Origin of the sequence: Rhodococcus sp. EPR-157 (assembly GCF_001647195.1) — a bacterium.
Classification (GTDB): Bacteria; Actinomycetota; Actinomycetes; order Mycobacteriales; family Mycobacteriaceae; genus Rhodococcoides.
The window spans coordinates 1-13,457 of record NZ_LVCV01000149.1 but is presented as its reverse complement, the minus strand read 5'-3'; the positions used below and the strand labels follow the sequence as shown (position 1 = coordinate 13,457).

The following is a 13,457-nucleotide window of genomic DNA, read 5'->3' as shown; positions in this document are numbered from 1 at the left end:
CGTCGGCGTTGCTGTAGAGCTGGAACGCGGCAAGCGACTTGATGCCCTCGTCGACGGCACCGGAGGCGAACTGTGGCCACCGGTTCTCCACGTCGAGATCCGCGGCAACGACGACGTCGAGATGGCGCACCTCGGTGACCGCGGGTCCTTCGTCGAGTTCGTACTGACGCAGGCACAACCGCTCTGCACGCGGATCGGTGGAGGCAATCACGGTTCGCTTGCCCTTGTTCGCGGTGGTGATGCACCCACTGGTTGCGCCCGTGATCAAGATGAGAGCAGATCGAAGGATCTCGTCGAGAGTCTCCGGCATCGAGCGCCTGGAATCGCGCAGGGTCCGAGCCAACTCGGCGAGTAGTGCCGTCGTGTCCGACGGCCGAAAGTCATTCGACGATTCCGGCATCCACACTGTCCTTCCGCACGGGGACCATCGTGCCTCGATCGGCCAACAGACTTTATCCGATCCGAGCATCGGCACACAGTCGTCTGTCGGCGCCGGATCAGGGGCGCACGTCGTCTACGATTCGGAACGGAGTTTCGACCCTCACGACGGAAGGCGTCAGAAGCGTGATCACCGGCAGCATCGTTGCAATTGTGACCCCCATGGCCGAGACGGGAGAGGTCGACTACACGGCCCTCGACCGACTGGTGGAGCGCCAAGTCATCGGAGGTACGTCGGCGATCGTGTCCGTCGGGACCAGCGGTGAGTCCTCTACCCTGTCGGTCACCGAGCACACCGAGGTCATCCGACGCACTATCGACGCAGTGGCAGGACGGGTTCCGGTCATCGCCGGGACAGGTGCCAACTCGACATCCGAGGCGATCGAACTGACCCGAGCTGCGTTGAAAGCGGGCGCGGATGGCGCCCTGCTCGTCACGCCCTACTACGTCAAGCCTCCACAGGAGGGTCTGTACCGACATTTCCGTGCGATCGCCGAAGCCGTCGACATTCCGCAATACCTGTACAACGTCCCGGCACGGACCGGATGCGACATGCTGCCGTCGACCGTCGCACGACTGGCCGAAATTCCGAACATCGTCGGGTTGAAGGAAGCGCTTGGTGACCTCGATCGAGTTCGCGAACTGGTGGCGCTCGAACTAGAGGACTTCGCGCTCTACTCCGGCGACGACAGCACGGCTCGGGCCAGCATGCTGGCGGGATTCAACGGGAACATCTCGGTGACCGCCAACGTCGCGCCCGATGCCATGGCTCGAATGTGCACAGCGGCGCTGGCCGGGGATGCGGAAACGGCGTCGGAGATCGATACCACTCTTGCGGGCCTGCACAGCGCTCTGTTCGCCGAGCCGAACCCGATTCCGGTGAAATGGGCGCTCGCAGAAATGGGACTCATGCCAGGGGGCATCAGGCTGCCGCTCGTCGAACTGGACGCTTGGCACCACGAAGATGTCCGTGCTGCCCTGCGTACTGCGGGGCTGCTCGACTGACCTTTGAGCCGCCCTCTGCAAGTTTGCGCAACTCGTTGACAATATTGCGCAAACTGTGTCAATGTTGTGTTCGCAATCACAACGAGCAGACAGGGTGAGGCATGGCACCGACATTGACTCAGGTCGCGGAGAAGGCGGGAGTCTCGCTCTCCACCGCGTCGCGGGCCTTCAGCGCACCCGACCGAATCGGCGCCGACACGCTCGCGCGCATCATCGCCGCAGCCGACGAGATCGGCTACAGCGCGGCGTCGGGTCGCACGTCCGATGTGCGTCGTGCGGCCAGCACCGTCGCGGTCGTGGTACCCGACATCGGTCATACCGTTTTCGCCAGCTTCGTCAAGTCGGCTCAGGCGCAGGGCTGGCATCGTCGACAGACCGTCGTGCTGACCGACACCGACGGCAGTGCCGACCGCGAACGCGAGGTGATCGGCGAGTTGCAGTCGCGTGTCGACGCTCTCGTGGTGTGCGCACCGCGACTGCCGGCGGAAGACATCGTGCAGTTGGCAGGGGACACACCGCTGGTCTTGGTGAACCGGCTGTCCGACCAATGCGATTGTGTCGTAGCTGATTCGGAGGACGGGATCCGACAGGCCGTCGACTATCTCGTGGCGCTGGGGCATTCACACATCGCATACGTTCAAGGGTCCCCGCTGTCCTGGTCCAACTCCCGCCGGGTCGAGGCAATCCAGAAGTTCGGTGCAGCACGGGATATCGAAATCGAGATACTCGGCTGGCAGCAGGAAACTCTCGCGGGTGGACATGCGGCAGCGGCGAGTGTCATCGCGACCGGAGCATCCGCGGTCATGACGCACAACGACCCCATGGCGATCGGCGTCATGAATGGCGTTCGCTCGATGGGCTTCTCGGTGCCGGATGATCTCAGCGTCATCGGCATCGACGACTCACCTCTGGCAGAGCTTGCACATCCGGCGCTGACAAGCATCAATGTCCCGATGGGCCGGGCCGGGCTCGTCAGTTCCGACCTCGTCTTCCAGCGCGCTACCGAACCGGATTCGGAGCCTCGCGTGGTGCATCTTCCCACTCAATTGGTCGTACGCGCGTCGTCCGGGCCTCCCCGTGACCGCGCTGGACTCACACGAAAGGACGAGTCTTAGATGAAGATCGTCGTAGCAGATTCCAATCTCCTCCCGCATCGGGAGCGCTTCGAGAGTCAGCTTCCATCGGATTCGCAGGTACTGTGGCACAGCAACTTCGACGAACAGGCTCTTGCCGCAGACATAACCGACGCGGAGGTATACGTCGGTGGCAAGTTCACCTCGGCTTTGGCGTCGGCTGCCCAGAGGCTGCGCCTCGTTCATGTCGCAGGTGCCGGTACCGACGGCGTCGCATTCGACGCACTGGCCGGAGATACTCTCGTTGCCAACACGTTCCATCACGAACGCTCGATCGCCGAATACGTGACGTCGACCGCGGTTGTGCTCCGACGCGGATTTCTCGGGCAGGACCGTGCACTGCGAGAGGGGCGTTGGGCGTCCCCTGTGTACGACACGGCGCTGAAGCAGCCGGGCACCTTCGGCTCTGCAACTGTCGGATTCGTAGGGTTCGGCCATATCGGCGCGCAATCATGGTCCCTGATAAAGGGATTCGGTTGCACCGGAATCGCCGTCACCGGCAGTGGATCCGTCGACGCGCATGCGCACGGGCTTTCCTGGGCCGGAGCGATCGATCGACTCGACGATCTGATGACGGAGGCCGACATCGTCGTGGTGTCCGCGCCGTTGAACGAAGGTACGGCCGGGATGATCGGCGCCGTGCAACTTGCAGCGCTCGGCGCGCACGGGGTGCTCATCAATGTCGGGCGCGGACCGCTGGTGCAGCAGGAAGCCCTGTACGACGCTTTGGCTTCGGGCGCGCTCGGCAGCGCTGCGATCGATGTCTGGTACGACTATCCGAACTCGGACGGTCTCGGCGCGCCGTCGGCTCATCCGTTCCACACGTTGGACAACCTCGTCATGACTCCGCATTCGTCCGGTATCACCAGCGAGACGTTCGAAGGTCGGGTGGATGACATCACCGCAAACATCGGTCGGCTCGTTCGGGCGGAACCGCTGTCCAATCTCGTTACTGGACAACGCTTGTCGACCTCGAAGGTGTCCGCATCGTGACCGATCGTATCGTTGCCGCAGAGGTCATCGTCTGCAGTCCGACGCGTAACTTCGTGACGCTGAAGGTGACCACCTCGGACGGCGTCGTCGGCTACGGCGACGCAACGCTCAACGGCCGCGAGTTGGCCGTGGCGTCGTATCTACGCGATCACGTTGCCCCGCTTCTTCTCGGGCGAGATCCGGCGCGTATCGAGGACACCTGGCAGTACCTCTATCGGGGTGTGTACTGGCGCCGTGGACCGGTGACCATGTCTGCAATCGGGGCGGTCGACCTGGCGCTGTGGGACATCAAGGGCAAGACGCTCGGGCAGCCGGTGTACCAGCTGCTGGGCGGCGCGGTTCGCGACCGCATACTGTCGTACACCCACGCGACCGGCTGGGACGTGCCGGAGCTGCTCGACTCCGTCGACAGGCGGCGTGAACAGGGCTTTCGGGCGGTTCGCGCCCAGTCCGGAGTGCCAGGACTCGAGTCGGTCTACGGCGTACACAAAGGCGCGGCAGGGTACGAGCCTGCCGGGCGCGGGGCACACCCGGTGGAAGAGGTCTGGGACACCGACGCGTACCTCAATCATGTTCCCGGGGTATTGACTGCCGTACGTGAACATGTCGGCTCCGAACTCAAGTTGCTGCACGACGCCCACCACCGACTCACTCCGCAGCAGGCCGCCAGGTTGGGGAAGTCTCTCGAAGCGGTCGATCTCTTCTGGCTCGAAGACGTGACACCGGCCGAGGACCAGCACGCGCTTCGTCTGGTTCGCAATCACACCACGACGCCGCTCGCGATCGGCGAAGTGTTCAATACGATCTGGGACTGCCAGCAGCTGATCTCGGAGAACTTGATCGACTTCATTCGCGTGGCCATCGCCCACGCCGGCGGAATCAGTCACGTGCGAAAGATATTCGCGCTCGCCGAGATTCATCAGGTCCGCTGCGGACCGCACGGTCCGTCCGACGTCTCGCCGATCACGATGGCGGCCAGTGTTCACCTGGGGATGTCCACTCCGAACTTCGGTATCCAGGAGTTCATGGGTTACGGCCCCCTGGTCGACGAGGTGTTCCCGCACGCGTGGTCGTTCGCCGACGGCTACCTGACGCCGGGTGAGGCGCCAGGACTCGGAGTCGACTTCGACGAGGCGCTCGCCGCACAGTACCCCTACGAGCCCGCGTACCTTCCGGTCGCGCGTCGGCTCGACGGCTCCATGACAGATTGGTGAGCTCGGTGACTATCCGAAAGCTTTCGCGCAGTACAGTGTCCGCAGAATTGCTCGTAATGCCCGATCGGCCCGAGGGGACCTCGATCGTCCATCTCGGCCTCGGTAACTTTCATCGAGCGCATCAGGCCGTCTACACGGCGCGTGCGCTAGCCGAGCACGGCGGTCCGTGGGGCATTCTCGGGGTTGCACATCGCTCTCGTTCGGTCGTCGACGCCATGCTCGAGCAAGATTTGCTCTACGGCGTAGTGGAGATTTCGCCGACGGGGTCGAGGGTCGGTGTTCCTGGATCTCACACGGGTGTGATGGTGGCCGCCGAGGACCCCGAGGGGGTTGTCGCAGCAATCGCCGACCCACAGGTCAAGATCGTGACCGTCACGGTCACGGAGCACGGCTACACGTTTTCACCCGAAACCGGGACGTTGGACGTCCAGTCTCTCTCGGTGCAGCGTGATCTGGCCGACGAGACGGCCCCATCGACGACGATCGGACAGATCGCGCGGGGGATTGCGCTTCGAGCACGGACTCACGGCGCACCGATCACGATCGCCAGCTGCGACAACGTGCTGTCCAACGGTCGGCGAACAGCCGCACTCGTTCACGAATTTCTCGAACGGTCCGGTGCGACGGACGTTCTCGACTGGCTGGCGCACTCGGTGCAGTTTCCGAATTCGATGGTCGATCGCATCGTCCCCGCGAGCGGTGAGCTGTACAACGCTGCGTCGAGTTCAGCGCTTCTGGCAACCGACTCCATCGCGGTGCCCGCCGAGCCGTTCACGATGTGGGTCCTGGAGGACCTCTTCGCGGCCGGACGTCCCAGCTGGGAGGTCGCCGGTGCGAGGTTCACCTCCGACGTCGAACCGTTCGAGTTGATGAAGGTTCGATTGCTCAACGGAACCCATTCGCTCATTGCCTATTTGGGTGCACTCGACGGGCAAGGAACCATTCCCGATTCGACGGCCAAGCCCTTCGTCGAGGCGGCGGCCAGGGCAGTACTGGTCGACGAGTACCTACCGACCGTCCCCGTTCCCGAGTCAGTCGACATCGACGACTACATCGCACAACTTTTCGTGCGATGGTCCAATTCGGCACTGGGACATAGGACATCACAGGTAGGATCCGATGGCTCCGTCAAGTTGGCGCAGCGGATTCCTGCCCCGGCGTTGGAGCACCTGCGCAACGGCGTCGTACCACAGCATCTCTCCCTCACTGTTGCGGCGTACCTGTGCTGTATCGCGCCGCCGCAGAATTTCGATCCTGGTCCGCACGCACGTGCAATGGCCGACCCCGCACGACCGCGACTGGCAGGACTTGCCGATTCGGCAGCGTCCATCGAAGAATTCGTCGAGAGTGTCTTCACCGACGGAGAAATCTTCCCGAGCGAGCTCGGAGAATTCGGCGAATTCCTATCACGCACAGCAGAATACGTGGATATGATCGTACGGCACGGTCCACGCGCGGCCGCCGTAGAAGCGGCGACATCGAGCGCGCGTCACGCGACCGTTCCTGCAGCACTTCACTGATCGATACCCCCACCCTCTCTTTTTCCGCCGGTCGACCCGGCCAGAACGAGGACATTGACATGGACACAACGACAGGCGCTTCGCCGACCCACAAGGAATCCGGGCCGGCTCACGATCCCTCGGCAGTGCGCCGAGCCGCATGGGCCGGCCTCATCGGTACGACCCTCGAGCAATACGACTTCGTCATCTACGGGACGGCGTCGGCACTGATCTTCAACAAGCTCTTCTTCCCCAACATCTCGCCCGCAGCCGGCATCATCGCCAGCTTCAGTGCGTACGCGGTCGGCTTCCTGGCCCGTCCGCTCGGTGGCTTGTTCTTCTCCAGATACGGTGACCGACTGGGCCGCAAATGGGTACTCGTGGCCACGTTGATGCTCATGGGTGGCGCCACGATGGCAATCGGCATGCTCCCCACATTCGAGCAAGTTGGGCTGTTGGCCCCTGTTCTTCTTGTCGCATGTCGATTCCTGCAGGGATTCGGAGCCGGAGCCGAACAATCCGGCGGTGCAACGCTACTCACCGAAACGGCGGCGATCGGTAGACGTGGTCGACTCGCCGCGCTCGTCATGACCGGTGCGGCGCTGGGAACCGCTTTGGGAGCGATCGCCTGGATCCTCGCGCAGCTGCTCCCGGACGAGCAGCTGATGTCGTGGGGTTGGCGCTTGGTCTTCCTCAGCAGCATCCTGGTGACCATCGCAGCGTTCATCATCCGTCGCAAGCTGACCGAGTCTCCTGTCTTCCAGGAACTCAAGGCGGCGCAGGAGCGTCCGAAGGCACCGGTCAAGGAGGTCTTCAAGAACGGCAAGAAGCCACTGTTCATCGTCATGTTCATGACTGTCGGAATCAGCGCGCAGTCCTACACGTATCAGGTGTTCATGGCCTCGTACATGAAGAACGACCTTGCGATCGACCCGACCTTCATTCCCAAAGTTCTTCTCGTCGGAGCAATTTGCGGCGGTATCGCGGCGTACGGCTTCGGTCGACTGTCGGATGCGGTGGGGCGCAAGCCGGTCTACATCGGCATCGTCAGTCTGTTGGTGATTCTGCCCATTCCTACCTTCATGGCGCTGAACACCGGTTCGCACCTGTTGATCACGGTCGCGATGATCATCGGATTCATCCTGGCGTGCCAGGGTGCGGTCGGCGTCACGATGAGCTATTTCCCGGAGATCTTCGGAGCGCGCTACCGCTACGCAGGCGTGACCCTCGGTCGTGAATTCGCATCGGTATTCGGTGGAGGCGTCGCCCCACTGATCTGCGCCGGACTGATCACCGCCTTCTCCGGATCCTGGGTACCGGTCGCGGTGTACATGATGATCATGGCGATATCGGTGCTCGTCGCGTCGATGTTCGCTCCCGAGACGCGTGACCGCGATCTGACCGACCTCGCGAATGCAACCGATCCTGTCCTCGAGAAGGTCTGATCACATGTCTGTCACCGAGCACGCACCCGCCATCATCGCGGTTCTGCGAGCCGAGGATGCGTCGGCGTACGGCCCGGTCGTTCGAACCCTCGTAGACAACGGAATCGGCGGCATCGAACTGACGATGAGTACGCCGGGCACCCTCGATCAGTTCGAGCACGTGCGGTCCGAAGCACCAGAGGGTGCACAGATCGGACTCGGTACGGTGACGACAGTGGAACAGGTGTGGCGAGCGGACGCACTCGAAGTGGACTTCATCGTCACTCCTACAACCGATTCCGGTGTCATCGCGGCCGCCGTCGAAGCCGGGATACCGATCTATCCCGGTGGCCTGACGCCCACCGAGTTGTGGAGCGGATGGAGCGCAGGCGCGACCGCGGTGAAGATCTTCCCCGCATCGCTGTTCGGACCGGAATACCTTGCGCACCTGCGTGGACCGTTTCCCGACATCGAGGTGGTCCCGTCGGGAGGAGTCGGCCTTGCCGAGGCCGAAGCGTGGATCCGTGCGGGCGCGTCGTCCGTGAGCGTCGGAGGCCCCCTGCTGGGGGACGCATTGCGCGGAGGCGATCTCGGCGCCCTGGCAGCCAGATGCGCTCAGTTCGTCGACGCCGTGAACAAGGGGAGATCAGCGCGATGACCGTACTGACCTTCGGCGAGACGATGGCGCTCGTCGGTGCGGTCGGCACCGGCCCGCTGGCCCACACGGCAACAATGGAACTCGGCATCGGTGGTTCGGAATCGAACTTCGCAATCGCGTTGCGTCGCTTGGGCGTCGATGTTGCCTGGGTGGGCCGGGTCGGTTCGGACAGCTTCGGCGACCGCGTCGAGCGGGAACTGTATGCCGAGAGGCTCGACGTGCACCTGGTCCGTGACAGTGACGCTCCGACCGGTCTCATGGTCAAGGAAAGGCGAACCTCGACCGCAACCCGGGTCTGGTACTACCGGACAGGGAGCGCCGGCTCTCGATTCGAGATCGGCGATGTTCCGGAAGCTCTGTGGGCGAACGTATCTCACCTTCATGTCACCGGCATCACTCCGGCGTTGTCCGACTCGGGGCTGAAGGCGACTCTGCACTATGTCGAATTGGCGCACGCCGAGGGAGTCACCGTCTCGTTCGACCTCAACTATCGACAGGCGTTGTGGTCGAAAGAGCAAGCAACCCCCGTGTACCGGCGGATCATCGAGCAGTCGGACATAGTCTTCGCGGGTACCGACGAAGCTGCCATAGCGGTGGGAGACGGTACGCCGACCGACATGGCTCGTCGGATATGCAGCATGGGGCCGAAGGAGGCAGTGATGAAGCTGGGCGAGCGAGGTGCGCTTGCCCTCGTCGACGGCGAGTTGTATCGAGCGCCCGCCGTTCCCGTCACCGTCGTCGATTCGGTCGGTGCCGGTGATGGATTCGTCGCAGGCTATCTCGCTGAAAGGCTCGCGGGCTCGCTGCCGCAGCAGCGTCTCGCAGTCGGCGTGCAGGTGGGCGCGTTCGCGTGCACGGTGGCCGGCGACTGGGAGGGAATGCCCAAACGAGAAGAACTGGACTTGCTCACCGCCGAGGAAGCGGTGACGCGATGACCTCATCACAGAACGGAACGACGATGACCCTCCCCACCGTGTCCCTGCCCACCACAGCCATTGCCGTCGTCGCACACGGCGCCGACGACATCCGTGTGGAAGATGTGGCCGTTGCGGCTGCGGCCGAGAACGAAGCGCTCGTGAGCATCGCATACGGCGGCATCTGCGGTTCGGATCTGCACTATTGGCAGCATGGCGCCGCGGGCGAGTCCGTTCTGAAGGCGCCCATGCGATTGGGCCACGAGGCCTCGGGGACTGTCACGGTGGCGGCCGCCGATGGAAGTGGGCCCGCGGTCGGTACGCATGTGACCGTCCATCCTGCGACCCCGGCCCCTGGAAGTGTGCGGTATCCGGCAGACCGTCCCAACCTGTCGCCCGGCTGCCGATACATGGGGAGCGCCGCGCAGATTCCACACAACGACGGACTTTTCGTCGAACATGTGGCAATCCCGACTCGGATGCTTCGCGTGGTGCCCGACAGCCTCGACCTTAGGATCGCGTCACTCGCCGAACCGGCAAGCGTCGCCTGGCACGCGGTCGCGCGCGCGGGCGAAGTTGCGGGCAAGACGGTACTTGTCGTCGGCACCGGACCGATCGGGGCGCTGACGGTCGCGGTGGCCAAGCGCAACGGCGCGTCGGAGATCGTCGCGGTGGATCTCGAGGACTATTCGCTCGAGGTTGCGCGGGCACTCGGGGCCACGCGCACCATAGATGCGCGCAACACAGACGCGATTGCGGACGTCGACGCCGACGTGACGTTCGAATGCTCCGGAAATCACCGAGGATTGGCGTCGGCAATCGCCGGCACCACTCGTGGCGGCCGGCTCGTGATGGTGGGCCTGCTACCTACCGGTGATCAGCCGGTCCCCATCTCACTGGCGATCACTCGCGAGCTGGAACTCGTCGGATCGTTCCGGTTCAACGACGAGATCGACTCGGTCGTCGAAGCGCTCGCGGACGGCTCCCTCGACGTGTCCGCCGTGATCACTGGCGAATTTGCTGCTGCGGACGCGCTCGCCGCATTCGGGCTGGCGCGAGACGCGTCCCGGTCGAGCAAAGTGCTGCTGCGGTTCGGCTCGCCCTAGACACCGGCCCTGATCTTCTTGGTGACGAAGAACCCGGCCGCCACTACGACCACACCGATGACGATGTACTGGAAGACGGACGCGTAGCTCTCCACATAGTGCCAATTCTCGCCGAGGAGGTAGCCGGCAAGCACGAAAATCGAGTTCCAGAGCAGACTTCCGAGTGTGGTGTAGATCGTGAACTGTACGACCGGCATTCGAGAGACCCCCGCAGGTATGGAGATGCCGGACCGAACGACTGGGATCATCCGGCCGAAGAACACCGCCGACCGGCCGTGCCGGGCGAACCAGTCCTCGGCCTTGGCAAGGTCACCGGCTCCGACGAACGGTATCCGCTCGACGATCGCGTACATCCGATCCCGGCCCAGCTTCATTCCGAGCCAGTACAACACCAGGGCACCGACGACGGAGCCTGCGGTAGTCCAGAACAACGCCTCGAACAGGGTCATTCCACCTTGCGACGCCGTGAAGCCGGCGAGCGGGAGGATGATCTCACTCGGCAGCGGCGGAAAGAAGTTCTCGGCGGCAACCGCGATGCCGGCCCCGGGACCGCCGATGGCCTCCATGAGGCTTACGGCCCATCCGGCGACTCCGCCGAGTTCGGTACCTGCGGCGGCGACAGTGGAAACGTTCGTCATTGCAGCGATTGTAACGAAACGGACGCGGTACCCCTCCCGTCCGATCTGTCCGCGTCCGCTTCCATCCGTCCGATCGCACTCGGCAATAATGGGCGCATGTCGAAGATCGCTTACGTCATTGCAGGCTCCGAAGCCACTGGTGGGGCAGGTTTGCAGGCCGACCTCAAGACCTTCGAAAAGCTTGGGGTCTACGGCGTCGGGACCATCACCTGCATCGTGTCTTTCGATCCCAAGGCTGATTGGGGACATCGTTTCGTCCCCATCGCCGGACCTGTGATCGCCGATCAGATCGAGGCCGCCACGTCGGCGCACGCCCTCGACGTCGTCAAGATCGGCATGTTGGGCACTCCCGAAACCGTCAGTACCGTTGCCGACTCACTCAGGCAGCAGCCGTGGCGTCACGTCGTCGTCGACCCGGTCTTGATCTGCAAGGGACAAGAACCTGGCGCTGCCCTGGACACCGACAATGCGCTTCGCAGCGAGATACTTCCGCTTGCCACCGTCATCACGCCCAATCTGTTCGAGGCGCAGACGCTGTCCGGCATGGAGGCACTCGAGACTGTCGACGATCTCGTCGAGGCGGCACGCAGGATTGCCGATCTCGGTCCCCGCTACGTCGCAGTGAAGGGAGGCGCTGGCCTACGCGGCGACGACGCTGTCGACGTGTTCTTCGACGGCGAGGACGTGACGGTGTTGCGCGCTCCGAAGATCGGCAACGAAAGAGGGTCCGGCGCTGGATGCATCTTTGCCGCGGCGATCACGGCCGAACTGGCAAAGGGCGCATCGGTGTCCGACGCAGTGAAGACGGCGAAGGACTTCGCGCACGCAGGCATCGTCGGTCGGATCACGACCGGGGCGCCGTTCACCGCGGTTGGTTGGCAGGGCTGATCGGGTCGGCACTCGCCGGGGGCTCGACCTCGGTGATGGTTGCCAGATGGGCGTCGAGATTGATTCGAACCCGGCCGGACGGCGGTGGCGTACCGAGTCCGAACGCACGGACGACGGCAGCGACGGATGCCCCGCCGAGCGCGACGTCGCTGCCGAGCTGAGGCCACGTCGAGAGTGTTCGCCCGATTTCGGGGACAGATGTGAGCATGCGCGGAGTCAGTTTCGACGGATCGAGAATTCGGGCGGCGAGAGGTGCCTTCTGCTCGGGAGTTATGTTCTTCAAGGCGGACGCGTCGAGGTCTCCGAGCAGACCGTGCAGCAATGGCCGTCGGGGTTCCAGATCGAAGCGTTCGACGTCGAGAATCCCGCCGTCACTGGTCTCCATCACCACAGGAATTCCGCGTCGGCGTGCGTGTTCGCGCAGCACCAATTTCGTGTCGAGGGAATCACATTCGTCGATCACGATGTCGAGGCCGTCCATGAACGACTCGAATGTGCTCTCCACCAAACCATCGGGATACGTCACCACGGACATGTACGGATCGAGTTCGGCGATTCGGCGCGCTGCCACGACGGTCTTGTTGATGTCGAGATCGAAGAGTGAGGCGGGGACACGATTGAGGTTCGACAGGTCCAAATCGTCGAAGTCCGCGAGACGTAGCTCGCCACACAATCCTTCGATAGCAAGTGTGTGCGCAACGGCATGGCCCACACTGAGGCCCACAACTCCGACGCGGAGCCGGGCCATCGCTGCCTGCTCTGCAGCAGTGATCTTGTTTCTGTTCCGGTCCAGCCTCAGAAGTCGAAATCCTCTGGGCCCGAGGACACGCACGACCGAGCGACGCCAGGGATAGTGAACCCAGCGAGCTTCCTCGTCCAGTACATCCTCGGGCGGAGTCGGAAGAAGCGCTCGAAGCGACTGCAGCTGAGTCGCCGTCGTGTCGTGCAGGTGCATTCCGCCGAGTTCGACCAATCGGTCGTATCTCGAGCGGTCGCCGCTGTTGGCTGGATCGAATACGTGATGCTCTGGCACAACCATCGAAGTTCATCCTCTGCACGTTCGTTGAGGCGCTGGTTCGGCCTGCTGCCGTCAAAGTAGTCGACGAATACAGTTTCTCGCACGAGCGGAGCCACGAACTTGCTCGTGACCTGACACAAATATCGTCAGCGGGTTCTGGGTACATACCAGTTCGGCTGTGTGCCATCTCATCAGTTTTGCCTACTCGTGGGGCCTCCGAGAGTGTCTAGCCGGGAAAAATACCGGTGCTAACGGGAAGAATGTGGGTACTGCCGTACGGCAGTTGTCCTCGACCGGTTCCAGAAGGAACCGTTTCCCGTCACCAAGGAGCAGAACGTGGTTGTACACGCGACAAGTCCCAGATTCCCGTCGACCCTTCTTCGCAAAGGCCGAGATGTTCGAACCAACTGGCCGGGGCGGGGAGTAGGCAATGGCCGTCTCGACGCGTCGTTCGGACCGCGAACGAGTGTGTCCGCCGACGGTGAGATGTCACTCGTCGCGGCAACTCCCGCCGCTGCACCCGAGCTGT

12 protein-coding genes and 2 pseudogenes are annotated in these 13,457 nt (G+C 63.3%); 11 read left to right on the top strand and 3 right to left on the bottom strand.

Features of this window, described 5'->3' with window-relative positions; translation table 11 throughout:
- Positions 1–400: pseudogene (locus A2J03_RS06025) on the bottom strand (GAF and ANTAR domain-containing protein); the annotation flags it as partial.
- 164 nt (positions 401–564) lie between these two features.
- Here A2J03_RS06025 and dapA point away from each other — a divergent pair.
- From dapA to A2J03_RS05980, 9 genes are all read left to right on the top strand, one after another.
- The gene (dapA, locus tag A2J03_RS06020; RefSeq protein ID WP_082897629.1) at positions 565–1,443 is read left to right on the top strand and encodes a 4-hydroxy-tetrahydrodipicolinate synthase; all 879 of its coding nucleotides are present in this window, start codon (positions 565–567) and stop codon (positions 1,441–1,443) included.
- 101 nt (positions 1,444–1,544) lie between these two features.
- Entirely contained in the window at positions 1,545–2,558 is a 1,014-nt protein-coding gene (locus A2J03_RS06015; RefSeq protein ID WP_068370774.1) for a LacI family DNA-binding transcriptional regulator, read from the top strand.
- On the top strand, positions 2,559–3,569 hold the full coding sequence (locus tag A2J03_RS06010; protein WP_068370771.1) for a 2-hydroxyacid dehydrogenase: 1,011 nt from the start codon (positions 2,559–2,561) through the stop codon (positions 3,567–3,569).
- Entirely contained in the window at positions 3,566–4,783 is a 1,218-nt protein-coding gene (manD, locus tag A2J03_RS06005) for a D-mannonate dehydratase ManD (protein WP_068370769.1), read from the top strand. Before A2J03_RS06010 ends, manD begins: the two co-directional genes overlap by 4 nt.
- A gap of 56 nt (positions 4,784–4,839) precedes the next feature.
- On the top strand, positions 4,840–6,303 hold the full coding sequence (locus A2J03_RS06000) for a mannitol dehydrogenase family protein (protein WP_068370777.1): 1,464 nt from the start codon (positions 4,840–4,842) through the stop codon (positions 6,301–6,303).
- A gap of 59 nt (positions 6,304–6,362) precedes the next feature.
- On the top strand, positions 6,363–7,727 hold the full coding sequence (locus A2J03_RS05995; protein WP_068370766.1) for an MFS transporter: 1,365 nt from the start codon (positions 6,363–6,365) through the stop codon (positions 7,725–7,727).
- A gap of 4 nt (positions 7,728–7,731) precedes the next feature.
- Positions 7,732–8,364, top strand: coding sequence for a bifunctional 4-hydroxy-2-oxoglutarate aldolase/2-dehydro-3-deoxy-phosphogluconate aldolase (locus A2J03_RS05990; RefSeq protein ID WP_068370763.1), 633 nt, complete (start codon positions 7,732–7,734; stop codon positions 8,362–8,364).
- Positions 8,361–9,299 carry a sugar kinase gene (locus A2J03_RS05985; RefSeq protein WP_068370760.1) on the top strand — a complete coding sequence of 313 codons (939 nt, stop codon included), beginning with the start codon at positions 8,361–8,363 and terminating at the stop codon, positions 9,297–9,299. Before A2J03_RS05990 ends, A2J03_RS05985 begins: the two co-directional genes overlap by 4 nt.
- On the top strand, positions 9,296–10,384 hold the full coding sequence (locus A2J03_RS05980) for an L-idonate 5-dehydrogenase (RefSeq protein WP_068370757.1): 1,089 nt from the start codon (positions 9,296–9,298) through the stop codon (positions 10,382–10,384). The genes A2J03_RS05985 and A2J03_RS05980 overlap by 4 nt, the downstream gene beginning before the upstream one ends.
- Here the strand turns inward: A2J03_RS05980 and A2J03_RS05975 are convergent.
- Positions 10,381–11,022, bottom strand: coding sequence for a DedA family protein (locus tag A2J03_RS05975; RefSeq protein WP_068370755.1), 642 nt, complete (start codon positions 11,020–11,022; stop codon positions 10,381–10,383). The genes A2J03_RS05980 and A2J03_RS05975 overlap by 4 nt on opposite strands.
- A 96-nt stretch (positions 11,023–11,118) precedes the next feature.
- Here A2J03_RS05975 and thiD point away from each other — a divergent pair, with 96 nt between their 5' ends.
- The gene (thiD, locus tag A2J03_RS05970; protein WP_068370751.1) at positions 11,119–11,910 is read left to right on the top strand and encodes a bifunctional hydroxymethylpyrimidine kinase/phosphomethylpyrimidine kinase; all 792 of its coding nucleotides are present in this window, start codon (positions 11,119–11,121) and stop codon (positions 11,908–11,910) included.
- On the opposite strand, the gene A2J03_RS05965 is transcribed toward thiD, so the two are convergent.
- Positions 11,885–12,949, bottom strand: coding sequence for an Rv1355c family protein (locus A2J03_RS05965; protein ID WP_068370748.1), 1,065 nt, complete (start codon positions 12,947–12,949; stop codon positions 11,885–11,887). The two genes, thiD and A2J03_RS05965, sit on opposite strands and share 26 nt — an antisense overlap.
- A 315-nt stretch (positions 12,950–13,264) precedes the next feature.
- Here A2J03_RS05965 and A2J03_RS31520 point away from each other — a divergent pair.
- Positions 13,265–13,457, top strand: a pseudogene (locus A2J03_RS31520) (hypothetical protein); the annotation flags it as partial.